This window comes from Candidatus Pantoea persica, from assembly GCF_013753875.1.
In the GTDB taxonomy this organism is placed as follows: Bacteria; Pseudomonadota; Gammaproteobacteria; order Enterobacterales; family Enterobacteriaceae; genus Pantoea; species Pantoea persica.
On the sequence record NZ_SMDS01000017.1, the window covers coordinates 105,870 to 129,008 of the forward strand.

Sequence of the window (23,139 nt, forward strand, 5' to 3'; positions counted from 1 at the left end):
AATCAGTCGGCCAGCTCCAGAATACGCGCCACCAGCTCGGAGAAGCGCATACCCGCCGCTTTCGCCGCCATCGGCACCAGGCTGTGGCTGGTCATACCCGGTGAGGTATTTGCCTCCAGCAGCTGGAAGTTGCCTTGCGCATCGGTCATGACGTCTACGCGGCCCCAGCCGCTGCAGCCCAGCGCCTGCCATGCTGCGCGCACCAGCGTCTGCAGCTCCGCCTCCCGCTCCGCTCTTAATCCTGCCGGACAGAAGTATTGAGTATCGTCAGAAATATATTTTGCTTCATAGTCATAAAACTCGCTGGCGGTCTGAATGCGTATCGCCGGCAGAATTTGATCACCGAGGATGCCCACCGTATACTCTTCGCCGCCGAAAAACGCCTCTACCAGCACGTTGTCGTCATGGCGAAAAGCCTCTTCCAGCGCCGCTGGCAGCGCGTCAGGCGCGTTGACGCGGCTGATGCCGACGCTGGAGCCTTCGCAGCTCGGCTTCACGAACAGCGGTAGCCCCAGCACGTCGATAGCCCCGCGCGTTTCCGCCTTCAGGCCCGCCAGATACTCCTCGCGCGTCAGCCAGACGAAGCGGCCCGACGGCAAGCCGCGTCCCTGCCACAGCAGCTTGGTGCGCAGTTTGTCCATGGTGATGGCCGAGGCCATCACGCCGCTGCCGGTATAGGGAAGCTGCAAAAATTCCAGCACTGCCTGCAGCGTGCCGTCTTCGCCGCCGCGCCCGTGCAGCGCGATAAAGGCGGCGTCAAAGCCTTGCTCTTTCAGCGTCAGCACCGAAACGTCGCGCGTATCAACCACATGCGCATTGACGCCCGCTTCGCGCAGCCCGGCCAACACCGCGCTGCCTGACAGCAGCGACACGTCGCGCTCCGCCGAGGTACCGCCCATCAGGACGGCGACTTTATCAGCCATGAAGATCCTCCGCTTTACGCTCGGGCTGCAAACGGCAATCCGCCAGCTTGCGCGCCACTTTGCCGACGTTGCCAGCGCCCTGCACCAGCACCAGATCGTTGCCGGACAGCAGCGGCGCCAGCATTTCCGGCAGCGCATCGTGATCGGGCACCAGCACCGGCTCGACTTTGCCGCGGCCGCGAATCGAGCGGCACAGCGCGCGACTGTCCGCGCCCGGAATCGGCGTTTCGCCGGCAGAATAGACATCCAGCATCAGCAACACATCGACCTGGGACAGCACATTGGCTAAGTCGTCGAACAGATCGCGCGTGCGCGTGTAGCGGTGCGGCTGAAATACCATCACCAGCTTTTTGTCCGGCCAGCCGGCGCGCGCCGCCTTAATGGTGGCATCGACTTCGGTCGGATGATGGCCGTAGTCGTCCACCAGCATCGCCGCGCCCGCGCTGCCGTTCACCGATTCGGTCAGGAATTCGCCCAGCACATCGAAGCGACGACCGGTGCCCTGGAAGCTCTCTAGCGCAGCGAGAATGGCGTTGTCGTCAATGCCCTCTTCGCTCGCCACCGCGACCGCCGCCGCCGCGTTGAGCGCGTTGTGTCGGCCCGGCGCGTTCAGCATCACCAGCAGGCGCGGCTTGTCGTGACGCACTAGCGTAAAGTGCCCCTGCGCGCCGCGCTGCTCATAGCCCTCGATACGCACATCGGCGTCGTCGCTGAAGCCGTAAGTGGTGATCTGGCGTCCAACACGCGGGATCAGGTCGCGGATCACCACATCGTCAACGCACATTACCGCACGGCCATAAAACGGCAGGTTGTGCAGGAAGTTGATAAAGGTCCGCTTCAGATTCTCGAAGTCGCCCTGATAAGTATCCATATGGTCGGCTTCGATATTGGTCACCACGGCGACCATCGGCTGCAGGTGCAGGAACGAGGCGTCGCTCTCGTCCGCTTCCGTAATCAGATAGCGGCTGCTACCGAGACGCGCGTGCGTACCGGCGGCTTTAACCAGGCCGCCGTTGACGAAAGTCGGATCCAGTCCGCCTTCCGCATAGATGCTCGACACCATCGCGGTGGTGGTGGTTTTGCCGTGCGTGCCGGCAATGGCGATGCCGTGACGAAAGCGCATCAGCTCCGCCAGCATTTCAGCGCGGCAGATCACCGGAATGCGCTGCTCGCGCGCCGCCACCAGCTCAGGGTTGTCCTGCGCCACCGCGCTGGAAACCACCACCACGCTGGCGTCGGTGACGTTTTCCGGGCGATGGTTGAGGTAAATAGTCGCGCCCAGCTTTGCTAGGTGCTGCGTCACCGAGTTCGGCGCCAGGTCAGAACCGCTAATGTGGTACCCCTCATTCGCCAACACTTCGGCAATACCGCCCATGCCGGCACCGCCGATGCCAACAAAGTGAATGTGCCGGACGCGACGCATCTCGGGCACAATGGAGCGCAGTTTTGCCAGTTGTTTTGTATTCATCGGTCTCAGTTACCTGTCATCTTGATGCGTGCCTTTTCCGGCACCGGCCAGCCGCGCTGGCCTGATTATTCACTTCGCGACGCGCGCCACTTCCTGCGCAACCCGTTCGGTTGCATCGGGGATCGCCACCTGGCGCGCTTTTTCCGCCATGCTCAACAGCATCGGACGATCCCAGTGGCGCAGCGTGTCCGCTACGGCATCCGCAGTAAACTGCGGCTGCTCAAAAATTTTGGCCGCGCCCGCTTTTTCCAGCGGCAGCGCGTTCCAGTACTGCTGGCGATCTTTGTGCTGAAAAGGTACGAAGATGGCCGGTAAGCCCGCGGCGGCAACTTCGCTGACGGTCAGCGCGCCGGAGCGACACACCACCACATCCGCCCAGGCGTAGGCGGCCGCCATATCGTCGATAAATTCCGTTACCTTGTGCTGCGTCTGGCCCACCTGCTGATACGCTTTGAGCACCTCCTGCAGCGCGCCTTTGCCGGTCTGATGCCACAGCGTGATGCTATCCCCCAGCGCGGCCGCCACCTCCGGCAGCATCTGATTTAGCACGAGAGCCCCCAGGCTTCCGCCGACCACTAGTACGCGCACCGGACCGCAGCGGCCGGCCAGTCGCTGCTGCGGCAGCGGCAGCGCCAGCACTTCGGTACGCACCGGGTTGCCGACCACGTCCGCCTGCGGAAAGGCGCCGGGAAACGCCTGCATCACCTTGCTGGCGATTTTCTCCAGCCACTTGTTGGTCAGGCCGGCGATGCCGTTCTGCTCGTGCAACACCACCGGGATGCCGCAGCTCCAGGCCGCCAGGCCGCCGGGACCAGAAACGTAGCCGCCCATGCCCAGCACCACGTCCGGTTGCCAGGCGCGCATAATGGCGCGCGCCTGCCGCCAGGCGTTGAAAATGCGCATCGGCGCCAGCAGCAGCGCCTTCACGCCTTTGCCGCGCAGCCCGCTGATGCGGATAAACTCAATCTCAATGCCGTGTTTCGGCACCAGATCCGCTTCCATACGGTCGGCGGTGCCGAGCCAGCGCACCTGCCAGCCCTGCTCCATCAGATGATGGGCGACGGACAGACCGGGGAAAACATGCCCGCCGGTTCCGCCCGCCATCACCATCAAACGCTTCCCACTCATCGGGCACCTCGGGTAAACGCCTGCGCTTTCGTCAGGCGTGTTTCATAATCAATACGCAGCAAAAACACGATGGCGGTCGACATAATCAGCAAGCTAGAGCCGCCGTAGCTGATCAGCGGCAGCGTCAGACCTTTGGTCGGCAGCATGCCCGCCGCCGCGCCGACGTTGACCAGCGCCTGGAAGCTGAACCAGACGCCGATCGAGCAGGCGAGAAAGCCGGAAAAACGCTGATCGATCTCCAGCGCGCGTCGGCCGATCGACATCGCACGAAAAGCGACGAAGAATACCATCAACAAGGCCAAAACCACACCGATATAACCCAGTTCTTCGCCGATGATAGAGAAGATAAAGTCAGTGTGCGCCTCCGGCAGATACTCCAGTTTTTGCACCGAATTGCCGAGGCCCTGCCCCCAGAATTCGCCGCGGCCGAACGCCATCAGCGACTGGGTCAGCTGGTAGCCGCTGCCGAAGGGATCTTCCCAGGGGTTCCAGAACGAGGTGACGCGGCGCATACGATAAGGCTCGGCGATAATCAGCAGCACTACGGCAAAAATACTGGAGCCGATAATGGCGAGGAACTGCCACAGCTTCGCGCCCGCTAGGAAGAGCATCGCCAGCGTGGTGACGAACAGCACCACCACGGTGCCGAGGTCAGGCTGCGCCAGCAACAGCACCGCCAGCACCACCATCACGCCCATCGGTTTGCAGAAGCCCCAGAAGTTATTGCGTACCTCTTCGACCTTGCGCACCAGATAGCTGGCGAGATAGCAGAACAGCGACAGCTTCGACAGCTCCGCCGGCTGAATACGCAGCGGGCCGAGGGCGATCCAGCGCGACGCGCCGTTCACCGAGCTGCCCACCACCAGCACAATCAGCAGCATTACCACCGTAGCCAGCAACATGGCGTTGCTGTAGCGCTGCCAGAAATCCATCGGCACGCGCAGCGTCACCAGCGCGATGCCGAGTCCCAGCACGATATAGAAGGCGTCGCGCTTGGCGAAGTAGAAGGGATCGTCGTTGAGGCGCTGGCCCACCGGCATCGAGGCCGAGGTCACCATCAAAAAGCCAATCACCGCCAAGCCGAAGGTCAGCCACAGCAGCGTGCGATCGTAGAGCACCAGCGCGGAGTCGTCGCTGTCGCGCGCGCCCATCACCCAGTTTTTCAGGCGGCTGCCGATAAAGGTGCAGAGTCCGATAATCAGTCCGGCGCCAGGAATATGCATCAGCCTAACGCCTTCGCCAGGTGCGCAAAGCAATCGCCGCGCTGTTCAAAATTGCGGAACTGATCAAGGCTGGCGCAGGCCGGCGACAGCAGCACCATGTCGCCAGGCTGCGTCTGCGGCGCGATCAGCGCCATCGCCTGCTGCAGCGTGTCGGTGCGTACCGCATTATCGGGCCGCAGCGCCGCCAGCGCGTCGCCGTCGCGGCCAAAACAGTAGAGGCGCACCTTTTCATCCTGCACATAGCGCGCCAGCGGAGAAAAGTCCGCCGACTTGCCGTCGCCGCCCAGCAGCAGCCAGAGCGTGCCCGTCACCTCAAGTCCATTAAGCGCCGCTTCGGTGCTGCCGACGTTGGTCGCTTTAGCGTCGTTGATCCAACGCACGCCGTTCGCCTCGTGCACCAGCTGGAAGCGATGCGCCAGGCCGCCGAAACCGGCCAGCGCCGCCAGGCTGGAAGCGCGCGGCAGGCCGACCGCGTCGGCTAGCGCCAGCGCCGCCAGCGCATTGGTGTAGTTTTGCTGGCCAACCAGCTTCATCTCTGCAATGTTCAGCACCTTTTCGCCCTTCACGCGCAGCCAGGTCGTGCCCTGCTGACAGTTAAGGTGATAGTCGCTGAAGTCGATGCCAAAGCTGACGCAGCACGCATCGGCGCCGCGCACCGGCATGGTCATCGCGTCGTCGGCGTTGACCACGCAGACCTGCGCGTTTTCATAAATACGCAGCTTGGCGGCGCGATACTGCTGCATGCCGAGCGGATAGCGGTCCATATGATCTTCGGTGACGTTGAGAATGGTTGCCACTGCGGCTTTCAGGCTTAAGGTCGTCTCCAGCTGGAAGCTGGAAAGCTCCAGCACATAGAGCTGCGCGGGCGACTTGAGCAGCATCAGTGCCGGCAGGCCGATGTTGCCACCAACGCCCACCTGCCAGCCAGCAGCGCGCGCCATCTCGCCCACCAGCGTGGTGACAGTGCTTTTGCCGTTGGAGCCGGTAATCGCCACGATAGGCGCCTGCGCTTCGCGGCAGAACAGCTCGATATCGCCAACGATCTCGATGCCCGCTTCCGCCGCCTCGCTCAGCGCGGGATTCGCCAGCGCGATGCCCGGACTGGCGACAATCAGATCCGCTGCCATCAACCAGTCGGCGTTCAGGCCGCCGGTGTAGCGCTCGACCTGCTCAGGTAGTTTGTCGATTCCCGGCGGCGACACACGGGTATCCATCACGCGCGGCGTCACGCCTTGCTCTAAAAAAAAATCAACACAGGAGAGGCCGGTCAGGCCCAGCCCGATAATGACGACTTTTCTGCCCCGATAGTCAGCCATAGTTAACGTACCTTCAGCGTGGCCAAGCCAATCAGCACCAGCATCAGCGAGATAATCCAGAAGCGCACGATAACGCGCGGTTCCGGCCAGCCTTTCAGTTCATAGTGATGGTGGATCGGCGCCATGCGGAAGATACGCTGACCGCGCAGCTTGAACGATCCCACCTGTAGGATCACGGAGAGCGTTTCAACGACAAATACGCCGCCCATAATCACCAACAAAAACTCCTGACGCAGCAGCACGGCCAACGTGCCGAGCGCGCCGCCTAACGCCAGCGAGCCGACGTCGCCCATGAAAACCTGCGCCGGATAGGTGTTGAACCATAAAAACCCCAGTCCGGCCCCGACAATCGCGGTGCAGACGATCACCAGCTCGCCCGCGTGGCGCAGATAGGGAATATGCAGATATTCGGCGAACTTGACGTTGCCGGTCGCCCAGGCCACCAGCGCAAAGCCGGCCGCCACGAACACGGTGGGCATAATCGCCAAGCCGTCGAGACCATCGGTCAGGTTGACGGCGTTGCCGGTGCCGACGATCACGAAGTAGGCCAGCACCACGTAGAACAGGCCGAGCTGCGGCATGATTTCCTTGAAGAAAGGCACCACCAGCTGCGTCGTGGGCATACCTTTACCGGCGGAGTAGAGCGCGAACGCGACACCCAGCGAGATCACCGACATCCAGAAATATTTCCAGCGCGCGATCAGCCCCTTGGTGTCTTTACGCACCACTTTGCGATAGTCATCGACAAAGCCGATCACACCGAAGCCCACCAGCACCACCAACACGCACCAGACGTAGGGGTTAGAAGGATAGGCCCACATAAGCACCGACACGGTGATGGAGGTGAGGATCATAATCCCGCCCATGGTTGGCGTGCCGCGCTTGCTGAAGTGCGACTCCGGGCCGTCGTTGCGCACTACCTGGCCAATCTGCAGCTTCTGCAGCCAGGCGATCAGACGCGGCCCCATCCATAGTGAAATGAATAATGCGGTCAGCAGGCTGACAATGGCGCGAAACGTCAAATAGGAAAAGACGTTGAAGCCGGAATAAAGAGCGACCAGATGTTCGGCCAGCCAGACTAACATGTTCCCATCTCCTGTAGGTTCTGCACGACCTGCTCCATGGCAGTACTCCGCGAACCTTTAATCAAAACGGTTAATTCCCGATGTTCGGACAACAGCGTCCGTAAACGTTCAGTCAGCGCGGCTTTGTTGTCGAAATGTTCGCCAACGCCGCTGCTTTTGCTAATATTCGCGCTCAGCTCGCCGATGCTCAGCACGCGATCGACGCCTGCAGCTTTCGCCGCCAGACCGACTTCGCGGTGGCACTGTTCTGCCTCGTCGCCCAGCTCCGCCATATCGCCCACAACTATCACGCGGTAGCCGGGCATCTCGCCCAGCACCTGCGCGGCGGCGGTCATCGAACCGACGTTGGCGTTGTAGCTGTCATCAAGCAACAGCTTGTGCTCCGCAAGACGAATGGGAAACAGGCGGCCCGGCACGGCCTTCAGATTTTTCAGGCCGCTCTGAATGGCGTTGAGCGGCGCGTCGACCGACAGCGCCAGCGCGACGGCGGCCAGCGCGTTAGCGATGTTGTGGCGGCCCGGTAGCGGCAGCGTAATGGTGATAGCGCCTGCTGGCGTTTGCATGGTGAAATCGGTGCCGTCAGCGCGCACCACGATATCGCGCGCGCTAAAATCGCTTTCTGCGCCCTGCGGCGAAAAGCGCCATACCCGCTTGCCGTGCAGGTTGTTCTGCCAGTGCGGCCAGTCATTGCTGTCGGCGTTGAGAATGGCGGTGCCGTTCGCCGGCAGGCCGTTGAAAATCTCGCCCTTCGCCTTCGCCACGCCCGCCAGCGAGCCGAAGCCCTCCAGATGCGCCGCCGCAAGGTTGTTCACCAGCGCGCTTTCAGGACGCACCAGCTCAGTGGTATAGGCGATTTCGCCCTGATGGTTGGCACCCAGCTCGATAACCGCATACTGGTGTTCAGCCGTCAGGCGCAGCAGCGTCATCGGCACGCCGAAGTCGTTGTTGAGGTTGCCCGCCGTATAGAGCGTTTCGCCGCACTGGCGCAGGATGGCAGCAGTCATCTCTTTCACGGAGGTTTTGCCGGAGGAGCCGGTCAGCGCCACGACGCGCGCCTGCGCCTGCTGGCGCACCCAGGCGGCCAGTTTGCCGAAGGCGATGCGCGTATCGGCGACCACGACCTGCGGTACAGCTAAAGGTAAATGCTTACTCACTAACAGCGCCTGCGCGCCGCTGGCAAGAGCCTCGGCGGCAAAGTCATGGGCGTCAAACCGCTCGCCGATCAGCGCAACAAACAGACTGCCCTGCGTGACTTTTCGCGTATCGGTCGTCACGTCGCTGATGGTCAGGTCGCCGCAGTGAAGCGCGCCGCCGCTGATGTCAGCCAGAGTTTGCAGGGAAACCGGGATCATGCCGTCATTCCTAACAACGCAGCAACCGTAGCGCGGTCGGAGTAATCCAGACGGCGATTGCCCACGATTTGGTAATTTTCATGGCCTTTGCCGGCTACCAGGACGATATCGTCAGTCTGCGCCTGCATAATGGTGTTGGTGACCGCTTGCGCGCGTCCCGCGACGACGCGCGCCCGGTGTGGTTCAAGCAGACCGGTCAGGATGTCGCTGACGATCGCCTGCGGATCTTCGCTGCGCGGATTGTCATCCGTGATCACCACCCTGTCGGCGAACTGCTCGGCAATCGCGCCCATAAGCGGCCGCTTGCCTTTGTCGCGGTCGCCGCCACAGCCAAACAGACACCACAGCGCGCCCTTACAGTGCAGGCGCGCGGCTTGCAGCGCTTTTTCCAGTGCGTCCGGCGTGTGGGCGTAGTCGACGACAACGGTCGGTTTGCCCGGCGCGCTGAAGATCTCCATTCGTCCGCAGACCGGCTGCAGCTGCGGCGCCGTGCGCACCAGTTCGGCGAGCGGATAGTCGAGCGCCAGCTGCGTGGCGAAAGCGAGCAGCAGATTGCTGACGTTGAAGCCGCCAATCAGGCGGCTCTCGATTTCGCCGTCGCCCCAGCTGGAGCTGAAGCGGATATGGGCGCAGTTATCGTGGTAGTTCACCTCGTCGGCTTTCACCCAGCGGCCGTGACAGCCCGGCTGTAAATTGTTTTCCATCGTGACGGCAACCGCGTCCGGCAGCGCGGCCAGCCAGCGGCGGCCAACCTCGTCGTCGGCGTTGAGGATCATTTCGCCGACCTGATGTTCGGTAAACAGCAGCTTTTTCGCCGACTCGTAGGCGGGCATATCGCCGTGATAGTCGAGATGGTCGCGGCTCAGATTGGTGAAAACGGCGGCGGCGAACGGCAGCGCCGCGACGCGATGCTGCACCAGACCGTGCGAGGAGACTTCTATCGCCGTCAGAGTCGCGCCCTGCCCTGCCAGCTCGCGCAGCACGTGCTGCACCTCTACCGCAGAGCCGGTGGTGTTATCGGTCGCCGTCAGCTGGCCGAGCAGGCCGTTGCCGACCGTACCCATCACCGCGCTAGTTTCTCCCAGCTGCTTCGCCCACTGCGCCAGCAGCTGGGTGGTGGTAGTTTTGCCGTTGGTGCCAGTGACGCCGATCAGCTTTTGTCGATCGCCGGGCTGGCCGTAAAATCGCCCCGCCAGCGCCGAAAGACGCTGCGCCAGCTGCGCCAGGTAGACCACCGGCACGCTGTGCACTTCGCGAATATCGCCGTCGCTGGCTTCGCCTTCAGATTCCGCAATCACGGCGGAAACGCCTTGCGCAATCGCCTGAGGAATAAAACGCCGTCCATCAGCGTAGTGGCCTGCAACGGCCACAAACAGATCGCCGGACGCCGCTTTGCGGCTGTCCAGTGTCATGTCACGTAGAGTACGCGCCGGCGCGCCTGGCACCCATGGGCCCAGCAGGTCGCGCAGGTTACGATCTGTCACTTGATTCCTCACATCTGTCAGTCACCAGATCGTTTTTGTCATTGGTCGGCAGCGCATCCGGCTCGATATTCATGGTGCGTAACACGCCGCCCATGATGGCACCGAAGACCGGCGCGGAAACCGCGCCACCATAATATTTGCCGGCCTGGGGATCGTTGATCACCACCACCAGCGCGAAACGAGGGTGACTGGCAGGCGCGACGCCTGCGGTATAAGCAATGTATTTATTCACGTAGCGACCATGCGGACCGACTTTTTTCGCCGTACCGGTTTTGATCGCGATGCGATAGCCTTTGATCGCCGCTTTAACGCCGCCGCCGCCCGGCAGCGCCACGCTTTCCATCATATGAACCACGGTTTTCACCAGCGATTCAGAAAAGACGCGCTCGCCCGCGACAGGCGGATCGACTTTTATCATGGAAAGCGGACGGTTGATGCCGTAGCTGCCGATCGTGGCGTAGACACGCGCTAACTGTAACGGAGTTACCATTAGCCCGTAGCCGAAAGAGAAGGTGGCCCTCTCTATGTCAGACCACCGTTGTTTTTGAGGGTATAAGCCACTACTTTCCCCGACCAGCCCCAAATTGGTCGGTTTACCCAGCCCGAAGCGCACGTAAGTATCTACCAGCGCTGAGGAGGGCATCGCTAACGCCAGCCGTGAAACCCCGACGTTACTCGACTTCTGTAGAACCCCGGTAAGGGTCAGTTCGTTGTAGCGCGCCACGTCTTTGATCTCGTGACCGTTGACGCGGTACGGCACGGTGTTCAACACGCTGTTTTCTTTAACGACGCCGCGCTGCAGCGCGGTCATCACCACCATCGGCTTCACGGTTGAGCCAGGCTCGAAAATATCGGTGATGGCGCGGTTGCGCATCAGCTCTTTCGGCGTATTGCTGAGGTTGTTCGGGTTATAAGCCGGGCTGTTGGCCATCGCCAGCACTTCGCCGGTATTGACGTCCACCAGCACGGCAGAGCCTGACTCCGCCTTGTTGAACGCCACGGCGTTATTCAGCTCGCGGTAAACCAGCGCCTGTAGGCGCTCGTCAATGCTAAGCGTCAGGTTATGCGCGGCGCGGCTGTCCACCGAGGAGATATCTTCAATGACGCGGCCATTGCGGTCTTTACGCACGGTCCGCTCGCCCGGCGCACCGGTAAGCCATTTGTCGAAGCTCTTTTCGATGCCTTCGATGCCCTGGCCGTCGATATTGGTAAAGCCGATCAGCTGAGAGGTCACCTGACCAGCCGGATAGTAGCGGCGCGACTCTTCACGCAGATGGATACCGGGCAGCCTGAGTTTTCTGATGTAGTCGCTGATGGCGGGACTGACCTGGCGCGCCAGGTAGATAAAGCGTCCCTTAGGATTAGCGTTAACACGCGTCGCCAGCTGATCGAGCGGAATAGAGAGCGCGTCGGCCAGCGCTTTCCAGCAGCTGTCGAGGGTGACGCCGCCCGCGTCATGCAGCTCTTTAGGATCGGCCCAGATGGCGTTGACCGGCACGCTGACCGCAAGCGGACGGCCGGCGCGATCGCTGATCATGCCGCGCGCGGTGGGCACCGCCTGAACGCGCAGCGAGCGCAGATCGCCCTCTTTCACCAGCTTGTCGGGGCTGATGATCTGAAGCCAGGCGACGCGCGACAGCAGTCCGCACAGCGTCAGAAGGATGCAGCCGCACAGTAACGCAAAACGCCAGCTTACAAAGCTGGCTTTATCTTCCTGTTTTCTCAACTTTAGCGTTTCGCTTGCGCCGCTCATTGCGATTTAGCGTTCCTTATTTCTGTACCACAATGTTTTCCTGTGACGGATCGACTTGCTGTAGCTGCAGCTTTTCGGTGGCGATGCGCTCCACCCTACTATGATCGCCCAGCGCGCTCTCTTCAAGGATCAGGTTACGCCATTCAATGTCCAGCGCGTCGCGTTCCAGCACCAGCTGCTCACGCTGCGCGGTCAGGAGACGCGTTTTATGCGTCGTCGTCACTATCATGACGGCAGAGACTAAAACGGCAATCAGCAAAATCAGCGGGATTTTGCCGAATCGCCGCAGATCGCCGCAGATCACTCCCGGCAGGCTGTGACGCTCGTTGCCGATCATGCGTCGGTTCTCTCTGCAATGCGCAACACCGAACTGCGCGCGCGCGGATTATCTGCCACTTCCGCTTCGCCCGGCGTCATTTTGCCCAGCAGCTTCAGCTGGCGTCCGCCCTGCGCGTTAAGCTGCGATTCGGTCATCGGAATGCCGGCCGGCACCTGCGGTCTGCGGCTCTGGTCGCGCATAAAGCGCTTCACCAGCCGATCTTCCAGCGAGTGGAAACTGATAACCGAGAGCCGCCCCTGCGGCGCCAGCGCCGTCAGCGCGCCTTTCAGCGCCTTTTCAATCTCTTCCAGCTCGCTGTTGATCCAGATACGGATCGCCTGGAAGCTGCGCGTCGCCGGATGCTTGAACTTGTCTTTCACCGGCGTTGCCGCGGCAATGACCTCGGCCAGCTTTTTGGTGCGCGTCATCGGCTGCTCGCGGTTGCGCTCAACGATGGCGCGCGCGATGCGCTTCGCGAAACGCTCCTCGCCGTAGGTTTTCAGCACAAAGGCGATATCCGCCTCTTCCGCGTGCAGCAGCCATTCGGCGGCGGAGTGGCCGCGCGTCGGATCCATGCGCATATCGAGCGGTCCGTCGCGCATAAAAGAGAAGCCGCGCTCGGCATCGTCCAGCTGCGGCGACGAGACGCCCAGATCGAGCAGAATGCCGTCTATTTTGCCGCTGAGTCCCAGCTCTTCGACATAGTCGGCCAGCGCCGAAAACGGGCCGTGCATAATTGAAAAGCGCGGATCCGTAATCTCTGCGGCTGCGGCGATAGCTTGCGGGTCGCGATCGATGGCGATAAGCCGTCCCTGCACGCCCAGCTGCGACAGAATTAAACATGAATGTCCGCCGCGACCAAAGGTGCCGTCGATGTAGATGCCGTCTTCCCTGATATTGAGGCCGTTAACCGCCTCGTCCAGCAGCACCGTGGTATGTTTAAAATTTTCCTGCATAGCTATAGTGACAAGTCGTGCAACCGATCAGATAAATGTTCCTGAGCCGACTGTTCTGCGTCAATGTCATCCTTAACTTGTTGATACCAGATCTGTTCATCCCACAGTTCAAACTTGTTGAACTGGCCGACCAGCATCACTTCTTTTGTCAAGTGCGCATGTTGACGAAGGGTATTCACTAGCAGCAAGCGGCCTGCATTGTCCATCTGACACTCACTGGCATGGCCGAGCAGCAGTCGCTGTACGCGACGCTCTACCGGATTCATGCTGGATAAGTGAGACAGCTTTCTTTCAATGATTTCCCATTCGGGCAAGGTATAAAGCAGCAGGCAGGGCTGATGGAGGTCGATGGTGCATACCATCTGCCCTTGAGATTCCCCCATCAGCGTATCGCGATAGCGCGTTGGCACGGCCAGTCGCCCCTTGCTGTCGAGATTGACTAACGTTGCTCCACGGAACATGCCAGCCTTAACCCTCAGCAACCCATTTTCACCACTTTATCCCACTTTTTACCACGCCACGAGTTTACGGAGGCGATGAAATCGTTGTCAAGCCGAAGCGCGGCGGGAATATCACTATTTACAACGATTAATTTCGCTGAGTGAAAAGCGGCTGAGGGGAAAAGGGCTATTAAAAAAATTAAGCCGATGAATATGAATAATGGCCTAAAAACAGAAAGGTTAAAAAAAATTATTAAAAATAAGCCTAATACCTTGCGCTAATAATCTTCACTATTTCTGAGACAGGGGCGGCATTTTAGGGTGTTTCTGAAAGAAAGCCCAGTGGCCAGAAGCCGCGCGAAGCCGCACGGCTGGCGGAAGAAATGGACAATTAATAACCATATCGCCGCTAATTTGTTAGTTCAGGTGTCGCAAATTTACGCTTTTTTACCCTGAATATTGAGCTGAGCGGGGGTATAAAAATTTCAGGACGGCGCAGGCGCCGTCCTGCGATTATTTAATTTTGCGGCTTAGCCGACCGCGACGGAATAAATTGCGCCGAATACGCGTTAATCCCGGTTTCGGTTTTCGCGGCTCATCTAACGAAGCCAGAACTAACTCCAGTACGCACTCCGCAACGTCGCGGTGGCGCTGCCCGACCGCCAGCACTGGACACTCCAGAAAGTCCAGTAATTCGTGGTCGCCAAATGTCGCGATAGCAAGATCGGTTGGCAGCCGACCATCGCGTTTTAGCGTCACATCCATCACCCCCTGCAGCAGGCCGAAAGAGGTAGTAAACAGCGCCTCCGGCATCGCGTGATCCTCAAGGTATCGCTCAAATAACGCCGCCGCCGCGGTGCGCTCAAAGCTGTTGCAGTAGATATAGTCGACGGGACGCGGATCCTCTTTCCACGCGTCGCGAAAGCCTATCTCGCGCAGAAAGCTGACGGAAAGCTCCGGCAGCGCGCCGAGAAACAGGACGTTTTTCACCGGCAGCTGACGTAATTCAGCCGCCAGGGCAAAGGCGTCATCCTGATCGGCACCGACGACACTGGCAAAGTGTTCACGATCCAGCGCGCGGTCCAGCGCGATAATCGGCAGCGGATCGTTGATCCAGCGCTGATAAAAAGGGTGTTCCGGCGGCAGCGAGGTCGACACGATAATGGCGTCCACCTGCCGCTGCAGCAGATGCTCAATGCAGCGCATCTCGTTATCGGGCTGCTCTTCCGAACAGGCGATCAGCAGCTGATAGCCGCGCTGGCGCGCCTGCCGCTCAAGATAGTTGGCGATGCGGGTGTAGCTAGTGTTTTCCAGATCGGGGATAACCAGACCGATGGAACGCGTGCGTCCGGCGCGCAGGCCCGCCGCCACTGCGTTAGGGTGATAGTTATGTTCATGCACTACCGCCATGACTTTCTCAACGGTTTTTTCGCTGACACGATACTGCCTCGCTTTGCCATTGATGACATAACTGGCGGTGGTGCGTGACACGCCCGCCAGACGCGCGATTTCATCCAGTTTCACGATAACTCCATACTTCACGGCAAGCTGGGCTGCGCTAAATGTCCGCAGCTAAACTAAGGGTAACTCGTTTGTCACATCTAACAGCAGAAATCCGCGTTGAGCAACCGCTTTTATTAATGAACTCCACCCAGCGCATAAAATAAAAAAACCCAGCATTACGCTGGGTTAGAGACAATAACCTGCCGTGATTACCGCATAATGCGATCGCCGCGCGACACGCCGACGATGCCGGAACGCGCCACTTCAACAATCTCTGCCACTTCGCGCACGGTATTGAGGAAGGCGTCGAGCTTGTCGCTGGTGCCGGCCAGCTGAACCGTGTACAGCGTCGGCGTCACGTCGATAATCTGTCCGCGGAAGATTTCGGCGCTGCGCTTAACCTCTTCACGGCCGTAGCCGGTCGCCTGCAGCTTCACCAGCATGATTTCGCGCTCGACGTAGGCGCCCTGCCCCAGCTCGCTGACGCGCAGCACGTCCACCAGCTTATGCAGCTGCTTTTCGATCTGCTCCAGCACTTTCGCGTCGCCCACGGTCTGAATGGTCATGCGCGACAGTGTGGGATCGTCAGTCGGTGCCACCGTCAGGCTTTCAATGTTGTAGCCGCGCTGGGAAAAGAGGCCCACCACGCGAGACAATGCGCCGGATTCATTCTCCAGCAGAACCGATAAAATACGACGCATAATTATGTCCTCTCCGTTTTGCTCAGCCACATCTCATCCATCGCCCCACCGCGGATCTGCATCGGGTATACGTGCTCGCTACCGTCAACGGTGACGTCGACAAACACCAGTCGCCCTTTCGCCATGGTGTCGAGCGCCAGCTGCAGCTTCTCTTCCAGCTCGGAGGGATGCTGAATAGCGATGCCGACGTGCCCGTAGGCTTCGGCGAGACGCACAAAGTCAGGCAGCGACTCCATATAAGACTGCGAATAGCGGCCGGAGTAGATCATGTCCTGCCACTGCTTCACCATGCCGAGGAAGCGATTATTCAGGTTCAGCACCAGCACCGGCAGATCGTACTGCAGCGCGGTGGAAAGCTCCTGAATATTCATCTGAATGCTGCCGTCGCCGGTCACGCAGATCACCGTTTCTTGCGGCAGAGCCATTTTCACGCCCAGTGCCGCCGGCAGGCCGAAGCCCATGGTGCCGAGACCGCCGGAGTTGATCCAGCGGCGCGGCTTGTCAAAGGGGTAGTAGAGCGCCGCGAACATCTGATGCTGGCCAACGTCCGAGGTGACGTAGGCGTCACCGTTGGTCAGGCGCCAGATGGTCTCGATCACCGCCTGCGGTTTGATCTTTTCGCTGTTGCGATCGAACGCCAGGCATTTGCGGCTGCGCCAGCCTTCGATGCTCTGCCACCAGTCGCGCAGGCTGTCGAGCTCCTGCTTCGCCTCGCTCTGCCCCAGAAGCTCCAGCATCTGCTGCAGCGTCTGTTTCGCGTCGCCGACGATGGGAATATCCGCCGCGACGGTTTTGGATATCGACGTTGGATCGATATCGATATGCAGCACCGTGGCGTTCGGGCAGTATTTGGCCAGATTGTTGGTGGTGCGATCGTCGAAACGCACGCCGACCGCGAAGATCAGGTCGGTATTGTGCATGGTCATGTTGGCTTCATAGGTGCCGTGCATGCCCAGCATGCCTACCGACTGGCGATGGGTGCCGGGAAACGCGCCCAGTCCCATCAGCGAGGTAGTCACCGGAATGTTCAGCTTTTCTGCCAGCTGCAGCAGCTCCGGCTCGCAGCCAGAAGTGATGGCGCCGCCGCCGGCGTAAATCACCGGCTTGTGCGCGGCGAGCAGCGTGTTCAGGGCGCGCTTGATCTGCCCTTTGTGTCCCTGAATGGTGGGATTGTAGGAGCGCATGCTTACCGACTCGGGATAGACGTAGGGCAGCTTGTTGGCCGGATTAAGAATATCCTTCGGCAGATCGATGACCACCGGCCCCGGACGCCCGCTGGATGCCAGCCAAAATGCCTTTTTCAGCACCGTCGGGATCTCTTCGGTATTTTTCACCAGAAAGCTGTGCTTCACTACCGGGCGCGAGATGCCCACCATGTCGCACTCCTGAAAGGCGTCGTAGCCGATCAGCGAGGAAGGCACCTGGCCTGACAAAATCACCAGCGGAATAGAATCCATATAGGCGGTGGCGATGCCGGTAATGGCATTGGTGGCGCCGGGACCCGAGGTTACCAGCACCACGCCCACTTCGCCCGTCGCGCGCGCCAGTCCGTCGGCCATATGCACGGCGCCCTGCTCGTGACGCACCAGAACGTGATCGATCCCGCCGACCGTTTGCAGCGCGTCATAAATATCCAGCACCGCACCGCCCGGATAACCGAACACCTGCTTCACGCCCTGATCGATCAACGAACGGACGACCATTTCGGCTCCTGACAACATCTCCATTTCTTGCCTCCAGGCTTGAGGAACTGAATCCAATGACGAACGCTTTCCCGCGCGTCACCGGCCTCCTGCCCCTGCTCGCCAGTTAAGATCAAAACCTTATGTTATGCACAGACGACGAAAGTCATTTCCGTCATCCAGATACAGAGAAATCTGCTTGGTTGATTGTTTTAAGAGTTAGCCGATTACCATAACCGCAGAAAACCTAGCAGGCAAACGTCAGACGCCGCGCTTATCGCTGATGCGGCTTGAAAGCCTCTGCGGGATATGTTGACGGCGCGAGGAATTATCTAATTCGTCCAGATTTAGGCAGAAGAAAATGCTGGCGGTGAAAACATTTTCAGCGGGTTATATAAGAAATAATAAAAAATTAACCTCGCGGTTTTTAGCCAACACTTTTCCTGCCGAATTCATTGCTGGCGTTATTACCTTTGCTATTAACCAGAAGCACGACATTATTCTGCCGTACCGTACCGGTTTTACTAAAAGGTAAAAAATATTTTATAAAACTATTAATTTCAATGAGATAAATTAAATTCGCAGACAGACTCCCGCACGCATTCGTTAAATAACGCCGCCCACTTACCCCCGGCACACCTGTTCCACTGAACGCGCGCCAAATAGCAGAATTTTTTCTTAACAGCACGGCGAAAATACCCTTTTACTTATGGTTGACATCCCGTCCCGATTCCAGTACCAATATGTGCAGCACAACATTTACGAGGTTCGAATCCATGTTTCATTCATTTCGCCTACTTGGTCTACTACTTAACGCATTCAGTTTGCGCGGTAGACTCGTGGGCAGAATCAAACACTGATTCGAACCTGCTGAAAGTTAAAAACCCGCGCCATGCGCGGGTTTTTTTATGCTCGTTGCACGGCGAAGTTAACGCATAAGGATGAATACGATGAGCCAGCAAGTCATTATTTTCGATACAACTCTGCGCGACGGTGAGCAGGCGTTACAGGCCAGCCTGAGTGTGAAAGAAAAATTGCAGATCGCACTGGCGCTGGAGCGCATGGGCATTGACGTGATGGAAGTCGGCTTTCCGGTTTCGTCGCCGGGCGATTTCGAATCCGTCCAGACCATCGCGCGCACCATCAAAAACAGCCGCGTCTGCGGACTGGCACGCTGCGTTGAACAGGATATCGATGCGGCTTACGAAGCGCTGCGCGTTGCCGACGCCTACCGTATTCACACCTTTATCGCGACCTCGCCGATGCATATCGCCACCAAGCTGCGCAGCGCGCTGCCGGAGGTGATTGAACGCGCGGTGCATATGATCAAACACGCCCGCAACTACACCAGCGACGTGGAGTTTTCCTGCGAAGATGGCGGCCGCACGCCGATTGACGATCTGTGTCGCGTGGTGGAAGCGGCGATTAACGCCGGCGCCACCACCATCAACATTCCCGACACCGTGGGCTATACCCTGCCGGGCGAATACGCCAACATCATCAGCCAGCTGATCAACTGCGTGCCCAATATCGACAAGGCAATTCTGTCGGTGCACACCCACGACGATCTGGGCATGGCGACCGGCAACACGCTGGCCGCAGTGCAGGCGGGCGCGCGTCAGGTGGAAGGCACGCTGAACGGCCTGGGCGAGCGCGCCGGCAACTGCGCACTGGAAACGGTTATAATGGCGATTAAAATCCGCCAGCAGATCCTGAACGTGCACACCAACATCCACCATCAGGAGATCTACCGCACCAGCCAGATGGTCAGCCAGATCTGCAATATGCCGATCCCGGCGAACAAAGCGGTGGTCGGTTCTAACGCCTTCGCTCACTCCTCCGGCATCCATCAGGATGGCGTGCTGAAAAACCGTGAGAACTACGAAATCCTGACGCCGGAATCGATCGGCCTGCACAAAATCCAGTTGAACCTGACCTCGCGCTCCGGCCGCGCCGCGGTGAAGCACCGCATGGAATATATGGGTTACAAAGAGAGCGACTACAGCCTGGACGCGCTGTACAACGCCTTCCTGAAGCTGGCTGACAAGAAAGGCCAGGTGTTCGATTACGATCTGGAAGCGCTGGCCTTCATTAATAAACAGCATGAAGAGCCGGAATATTTCCAGCTGAATGAATTTAACGTGCAGACCGGCTCCAGCGTCACGGCGACCGCCTCGGTGCAGCTGGGCTGCGGCGACGAGACCAAAGCGGACGCCGCCACCGGCAACGGTCCGGTGGACGCGGTTTACCAGGCGATCAACCGCATCACCGGCTTTGAAGCGGAGCTGATGAACTACAAGTTAACGGCGAAAGGCCACGGCGAGAACGCGTTGGGTCAGGTGGATATTGTGGTCAACTACAACGGCCGCAAATTCCACGGCATCGGCCTAGCGACTGATATCGTCGAATCGTCCGCAAAAGCGATGGTGAATGCGCTGAACAATATCTGGCGCGCCAAAGAAGTCGAAAAAGAACTGCAGCGCAAATTTCAGAAGGAAACGGTGTAACTATGTCTACCTCTTCACATATCGCAGTATTGCCTGGCGACGGTATCGGTCCGGAAGTGATGGCGCAGGCCCTGAAGGTGCTGGACGCCATTCGCCACCGCTTTGATATGCGCATTACCACCAGCGAGTATGACGTCGGCGGCATCGCCATCGATCGCCACGGCGAACCGCTGCCGCCTGCCACCGTGGCGGGCTGCGAGCAGGCCGACGCCATTCTGTTCGGCTCGGTCGGCGGCCCGAAATGGGAACATCTGCCGCCCGCCTCGCAGCCGGAGCGCGGCGCGCTACTGCCGCTGCGCAAGCATTTCAAACTGTTCAGCAACCTGCGCCCGGCCGCGCTCTATCAGGGCCTAGAGGCCTTTTGCCCGCTGCGCGCCGATATCGCCGCGAAAGGTTTCGATATTCTGTGCGTGCGCGAGCTGACCGGCGGCATCTACTTCGGCCAGCCGAAAGGGCGCAAAGGCAGCGGCCCGCACGAGCGCGCTTTCGACACCGAGGTCTACCACAGTTTCGAGATTGAACGCATCGCGCGCATCGCCTTCGAGTCGGCGAGCAAGCGCCGCAGTAAAGTCACCTCCATCGACAAAGCCAACGTGCTGCAAACCTCGGTGATGTGGCGCGAGATCGTTAATGAGGTGGCGCAGGATTATCCCGATGTACAGCTGAGCCATATGTACATCGACAACGCCACCATGCAGCTGATTAAAGATCCGTCGCAGTTCGACGTGCTGCTCTGCTCCAATCTGTTTGGCGACATTCTCTCTGACGAGTGCGCGATGATCACCGGCTCGATGGGCATGCTGCCCTCTGCCAGCCTGAACGAAGAGGGCTTCGGCCTCTACGAACCGGCAGGCGGCTCCGCGCCGGATATCGCCGGGCAGAATATCGCCAACCCGATCGCGCAGATCCTGTCGCTGTCTCTGCTGCTGCGCTACAGCCTGAACGCCGCCGCCGCCGACAGCATCGAGCGCGCCGTCAGCCGCGCGCTGGAAGAAGGCCATCGCACCCGAGATTTGGCCGGTGACGGCCCAGCCGTCACCACGGATGAGATGGGCAGCATCATTGCCCGCTTTATCGTCGAGGAAAAATAATAAAATGAAAACTTTATATCAAAAGTTATTTGATGCACATGTCGTTCACGAAGCGCCCAACGAGACGCCGCTGCTCTATATCGATCGTCACCTGATCCATGAGGTGACTTCACCGCAGGCGTTTGACGGCCTGCGCGCGCACGGCCGCAAGGTGCGTCAGCCGTCGAAGACCTTCGCCACCATGGACCATAACGTCTCGACCCAGACCAAAGACATCAACGCCTCCGGTGAGATGGCGCGCATTCAGATGCAGGAGCTGATCAAGAACTGCGCCGAGTTCGGCGTGCAGCTCTACGATCTGAACCACCCGTTCCAGGGCATATTGCACGTAATCGGGCCCGAGCAAGGCATGACGCTGCCGGGCATGAGCATCGTCTGCGGCGACTCGCACACCGCGACCCATGGCGCCTTCGGCTCGCTGGCGTTCGGCATCGGCACCTCGGAAGTCGAACACGTGTTCGCTACCCAGACGCTGAAGCAGGGCCGTACCAAAACCATGAAAATTGAGGTGCTGGGCGACGCCGCGCCGGGCATCACCGCGAAAGATATTGTGCTGGCGATTATCGGCAAAACCGGCAGCGCGGGCGGCACCGGCCACGTGGTCGAATTCTGCGGCCCGGCTATCGAGGCGCTGAGCATGGAAGGTCGTATGACCCTGTGCAACATGGCGATCGAGATGGGCGCCAAAGCGGGCCTGGTGGCGCCGGACGACACCACCTTCAACTACCTGAAGGGCTGTCAGTTCGCGCCGCAGGGCGAGAAGTGGGAGCAGGCGGTGGCCTACTGGCGCACCCTGAAGTCGGACGAAGGCGCGCACTACGACACCGTGGTGACCCTGAACGCCGTCGACATCGCACCGCAGGTCACCTGGGGCACCAACCCGGGCCAGGTGATCGCCGTCGATCAACTGATCCCGAACCCGGCCTCGTTTGCCGATCCGGTCGAGCGCGCCTCCGCCGAGAAAGCGCTGGCCTATATGAATCTGCAGCCGGGCATCCGCCTGACCGACGTGGCGATCGATAAAGTGTTTATCGGCTCCTGCACCAACTCGCGCATCGAAGATTTGCGCGCGGCGGCGGCGATCGCCAAAGGGCGCAAAGTGGTGCCGGGCGTCGTCGCGATGGTGGTGCCGGGCTCCGGTCCGGTGAAAGCACAGGCGGAAGCGGAAGGTCTAGACAAGATTTTCCTCGAAGCGGGCTTCGAATGGCGTCTGCCAGGCTGCTCGATGTGTCTGGCAATGAACAATGATCGCCTGAATCCGGGCGAGCGCTGCGCCTCAACCAGCAACCGTAACTTTGAAGGCCGTCAGGGCCGCGGCGGACGCACTCATCTGGTCAGCCCGGCGATGGCCGCCGCTGCAGCGGTTTCCGGCCGCTTTGCCGATATTCGTGAACTGACAGGAGCGTGATCATGGCGAATAAATTTACTCAGCATACCGGCATCGTCGCCCCGCTGGACGCGGCGAACGTCGACACCGACACCATTATCCCGAAGCAGTTTCTGCAGAAGGTCACACGTACCGGCTTTGGCGCGCACCTGTTTCACGACTGGCGCTTCGACGATGACGCCGGCACCGTGCCGACCGCAAGCTTTGTGCTGAACAAGCCGGAATTCCAGGGCACCAGCATCCTGCTGGCGCGGGAAAACTTTGGCTGCGGCTCCTCGCGCGAGCACGCGCCCTGGGCGCTGACCGACTTCGGCTTTCACGTGGTGATTGCGCCCAGCTTCGCCGACATTTTCTACGGCAATAGCTTTAACAACCAGCTGCTGCCGGTGCGCCTCAGCGACGAGCAGGTCGACGAGATGTTTAAGCTGGTAGCGGCACAGCCAGGCATTCGCTTTACCGTCGATCTGGAAGCGCAGACGGTGACGGCGGGCGACAAGGTTTATACGTTTGAGATCGACAGCTTCCGCCGCCACTGCATGCTGAACGGCCTCGACAGCATCGGCCTGACGCTGCAGCACGAAGCCGCGATCAGCGACTATGAACAGCGCCAGCCTGCGTTTCTGAATTAAGGCAGACAACGCTCGCTCTCAGACGGCGCCGGAGTTGAAACGCGAGTGGCATGGGCAAAGGAGCAAAGCGTCCCGCGACAGGGACAAAAACGCCGAGGCGTTTTTGCACAACGCAGCGCGTTAGCCCGTTTACGGGCGCACCTCAGGGATGAGGTGCATATCAACGCGGGACGAGCGCGCATGGATGCAATG

At 59.8% G+C, this 23,139-nt stretch carries 21 protein-coding genes; 6 read left to right on the top strand and 15 right to left on the bottom strand.

Annotation, left to right across the window (positions count from 1 at the left end):
- Positions 1-2: 2 nt before the first annotated feature.
- The 15 genes from EIO60_RS07465 to ilvI form a co-directional block, all read right to left on the bottom strand.
- Complete coding sequence (locus EIO60_RS07465; protein WP_258576381.1) at positions 3-923, bottom strand: D-alanine--D-alanine ligase; 921 nt, start codon at positions 921-923, stop codon at positions 3-5.
- A complete protein-coding gene (gene murC, locus EIO60_RS07470) occupies positions 916-2,391 on the bottom strand; it encodes a UDP-N-acetylmuramate--L-alanine ligase (RefSeq protein ID WP_258576382.1) in 1,476 nt (491 codons plus the stop codon). Before murC ends, EIO60_RS07465 begins: the two co-directional genes overlap by 8 nt.
- 69 nt (positions 2,392-2,460) lie before the next feature.
- Complete coding sequence (gene murG / locus EIO60_RS07475; protein WP_258576383.1) at positions 2,461-3,519, bottom strand: undecaprenyldiphospho-muramoylpentapeptide beta-N-acetylglucosaminyltransferase; 1,059 nt, start codon at positions 3,517-3,519, stop codon at positions 2,461-2,463.
- Entirely contained in the window at positions 3,516-4,742 is a 1,227-nt protein-coding gene (gene ftsW / locus EIO60_RS07480; RefSeq protein WP_258576384.1) for a cell division protein FtsW, read from the bottom strand. Before ftsW ends, murG begins: the two co-directional genes overlap by 4 nt.
- Positions 4,742-6,058 (bottom strand): UDP-N-acetylmuramoyl-L-alanine--D-glutamate ligase, encoded by a 1,317-nt coding sequence (gene murD / locus EIO60_RS07485; protein ID WP_258576385.1) that lies wholly within the window; start codon positions 6,056-6,058, stop codon positions 4,742-4,744. The genes ftsW and murD overlap by 1 nt, the downstream gene beginning before the upstream one ends.
- 2 nt (positions 6,059-6,060) lie before the next feature.
- Positions 6,061-7,143 (bottom strand): phospho-N-acetylmuramoyl-pentapeptide-transferase, encoded by a 1,083-nt coding sequence (mraY, locus tag EIO60_RS07490; protein ID WP_258576386.1) that lies wholly within the window; start codon positions 7,141-7,143, stop codon positions 6,061-6,063.
- Positions 7,137-8,495: a UDP-N-acetylmuramoyl-tripeptide--D-alanyl-D-alanine ligase gene (gene murF, locus EIO60_RS07495; RefSeq protein WP_258576387.1), complete on the bottom strand. Its 1,359-nt coding sequence runs from the start codon at positions 8,493-8,495 to the stop codon at positions 7,137-7,139. Before murF ends, mraY begins: the two co-directional genes overlap by 7 nt.
- Complete coding sequence (murE, locus tag EIO60_RS07500; RefSeq protein WP_258576388.1) at positions 8,492-9,979, bottom strand: UDP-N-acetylmuramoyl-L-alanyl-D-glutamate--2,6-diaminopimelate ligase; 1,488 nt, start codon at positions 9,977-9,979, stop codon at positions 8,492-8,494. The genes murF and murE overlap by 4 nt, the downstream gene beginning before the upstream one ends.
- Positions 9,966-11,732, bottom strand: a complete 1,767-nt coding sequence (ftsI, locus tag EIO60_RS07505) for a peptidoglycan DD-transpeptidase PBP3 (protein ID WP_258576389.1) — start codon at positions 11,730-11,732, stop codon at positions 9,966-9,968. Before ftsI ends, murE begins: the two co-directional genes overlap by 14 nt.
- Positions 11,733-11,748: 16 nt before the next feature.
- Positions 11,749-12,069 (bottom strand): cell division protein FtsL, encoded by a 321-nt coding sequence (gene ftsL, locus EIO60_RS07510; protein ID WP_258576390.1) that lies wholly within the window; start codon positions 12,067-12,069, stop codon positions 11,749-11,751.
- Positions 12,066-13,007, bottom strand: a complete 942-nt coding sequence (gene rsmH / locus EIO60_RS07515; protein ID WP_258576391.1) for a 16S rRNA (cytosine(1402)-N(4))-methyltransferase RsmH — start codon at positions 13,005-13,007, stop codon at positions 12,066-12,068. The genes ftsL and rsmH overlap by 4 nt, the downstream gene beginning before the upstream one ends.
- Before the next feature lie 2 nt (positions 13,008-13,009).
- Positions 13,010-13,468, bottom strand: coding sequence for a division/cell wall cluster transcriptional repressor MraZ (gene mraZ, locus EIO60_RS07520; protein WP_258576392.1), 459 nt, complete (start codon positions 13,466-13,468; stop codon positions 13,010-13,012).
- Between the two features lie 492 nt (positions 13,469-13,960).
- The gene (gene cra / locus EIO60_RS07525) at positions 13,961-14,971 is read right to left on the bottom strand and encodes a catabolite repressor/activator (protein ID WP_258576393.1); all 1,011 of its coding nucleotides are present in this window, start codon (positions 14,969-14,971) and stop codon (positions 13,961-13,963) included.
- Between the two features lie 188 nt (positions 14,972-15,159).
- Positions 15,160-15,651 carry an acetolactate synthase small subunit gene (ilvN, locus tag EIO60_RS07530; protein ID WP_258576394.1) on the bottom strand — a complete coding sequence of 164 codons (492 nt, stop codon included), beginning with the start codon at positions 15,649-15,651 and terminating at the stop codon, positions 15,160-15,162.
- A 2-nt stretch (positions 15,652-15,653) separates the two neighbouring features.
- On the bottom strand, positions 15,654-17,378 hold the full coding sequence (ilvI, locus tag EIO60_RS07535) for an acetolactate synthase 3 large subunit (RefSeq protein WP_258576395.1): 1,725 nt from the start codon (positions 17,376-17,378) through the stop codon (positions 15,654-15,656).
- 316 nt (positions 17,379-17,694) lie between these two features.
- On the opposite strand from ilvI, the gene EIO60_RS07540 reads away from it, so the two are divergent.
- The 6 genes from EIO60_RS07540 (at position 17,695) to leuD (ending at position 22,947) form a co-directional block, all read left to right on the top strand.
- Positions 17,695-17,868 (top strand): hypothetical protein, encoded by a 174-nt coding sequence (locus EIO60_RS07540; RefSeq protein WP_258576396.1) that lies wholly within the window; start codon positions 17,695-17,697, stop codon positions 17,866-17,868.
- Between the two features lie 241 nt (positions 17,869-18,109).
- Positions 18,110-18,193: a leu operon leader peptide gene (gene leuL / locus EIO60_RS16635; protein ID WP_127908400.1), complete on the top strand. Its 84-nt coding sequence runs from the start codon at positions 18,110-18,112 to the stop codon at positions 18,191-18,193.
- A 90-nt stretch (positions 18,194-18,283) separates the two neighbouring features.
- Entirely contained in the window at positions 18,284-19,840 is a 1,557-nt protein-coding gene (gene leuA / locus EIO60_RS07545) for a 2-isopropylmalate synthase (RefSeq protein WP_258576397.1), read from the top strand.
- A gap of 2 nt (positions 19,841-19,842) precedes the next feature.
- Positions 19,843-20,931 carry a 3-isopropylmalate dehydrogenase gene (gene leuB, locus EIO60_RS07550; protein ID WP_258576398.1) on the top strand — a complete coding sequence of 363 codons (1,089 nt, stop codon included), beginning with the start codon at positions 19,843-19,845 and terminating at the stop codon, positions 20,929-20,931.
- A gap of 4 nt (positions 20,932-20,935) precedes the next feature.
- Positions 20,936-22,339, top strand: a complete 1,404-nt coding sequence (leuC, locus tag EIO60_RS07555) for a 3-isopropylmalate dehydratase large subunit (protein ID WP_258576399.1) — start codon at positions 20,936-20,938, stop codon at positions 22,337-22,339.
- Between the two features lie 2 nt (positions 22,340-22,341).
- Positions 22,342-22,947, top strand: coding sequence for a 3-isopropylmalate dehydratase small subunit (gene leuD, locus EIO60_RS07560; RefSeq protein ID WP_258576400.1), 606 nt, complete (start codon positions 22,342-22,344; stop codon positions 22,945-22,947).
- The last annotated feature ends 192 nt before the right edge of the window (positions 22,948-23,139 follow it).

Coding starts and splice junctions, on each gene's coding strand:
- EIO60_RS07465 (WP_258576381.1), bottom strand. CDS start 923: ATGGCTGATAAAGTCGCCGTCCTGATGGGCGGTACCTCGGCGGAGCGC.
- murC (WP_258576382.1), bottom strand. CDS start 2,391: ATGAATACAAAACAACTGGCAAAACTGCGCTCCATTGTGCCCGAGATG.
- murG (WP_258576383.1), bottom strand. CDS start 3,519: ATGAGTGGGAAGCGTTTGATGGTGATGGCGGGCGGAACCGGCGGGCAT.
- ftsW (WP_258576384.1), bottom strand. CDS start 4,742: ATGCATATTCCTGGCGCCGGACTGATTATCGGACTCTGCACCTTTATC.
- murD (WP_258576385.1), bottom strand. CDS start 6,058: ATGGCTGACTATCGGGGCAGAAAAGTCGTCATTATCGGGCTGGGCCTG.
- mraY (WP_258576386.1), bottom strand. CDS start 7,143: ATGTTAGTCTGGCTGGCCGAACATCTGGTCGCTCTTTATTCCGGCTTC.
- murF (WP_258576387.1), bottom strand. CDS start 8,495: ATGATCCCGGTTTCCCTGCAAACTCTGGCTGACATCAGCGGCGGCGCG.
- ftsI (WP_258576389.1), bottom strand. CDS start 11,732: ATGAGCGGCGCAAGCGAAACGCTAAAGTTGAGAAAACAGGAAGATAAA.
- ftsL (WP_258576390.1), bottom strand. CDS start 12,069: ATGATCGGCAACGAGCGTCACAGCCTGCCGGGAGTGATCTGCGGCGAT.
- rsmH (WP_258576391.1), bottom strand. CDS start 13,007: ATGCAGGAAAATTTTAAACATACCACGGTGCTGCTGGACGAGGCGGTT.
- mraZ (WP_258576392.1), bottom strand. CDS start 13,468: ATGTTCCGTGGAGCAACGTTAGTCAATCTCGACAGCAAGGGGCGACTG.
- ilvN (WP_258576394.1), bottom strand. CDS start 15,651: ATGCGTCGTATTTTATCGGTTCTGCTGGAGAATGAATCCGGCGCATTG.
- ilvI (WP_258576395.1), bottom strand. CDS start 17,378: ATGGAGATGTTGTCAGGAGCCGAAATGGTCGTCCGTTCGTTGATCGAT.
- EIO60_RS07540 (WP_258576396.1), top strand. CDS start 17,695: ATGCTGGCGGTGAAAACATTTTCAGCGGGTTATATAAGAAATAATAAA.
- leuL (WP_127908400.1), top strand. CDS start 18,110: ATGTTTCATTCATTTCGCCTACTTGGTCTACTACTTAACGCATTCAGT.
- leuA (WP_258576397.1), top strand. CDS start 18,284: ATGAGCCAGCAAGTCATTATTTTCGATACAACTCTGCGCGACGGTGAG.
- leuB (WP_258576398.1), top strand. CDS start 19,843: ATGTCTACCTCTTCACATATCGCAGTATTGCCTGGCGACGGTATCGGT.
- leuC (WP_258576399.1), top strand. CDS start 20,936: ATGAAAACTTTATATCAAAAGTTATTTGATGCACATGTCGTTCACGAA.
- leuD (WP_258576400.1), top strand. CDS start 22,342: ATGGCGAATAAATTTACTCAGCATACCGGCATCGTCGCCCCGCTGGAC.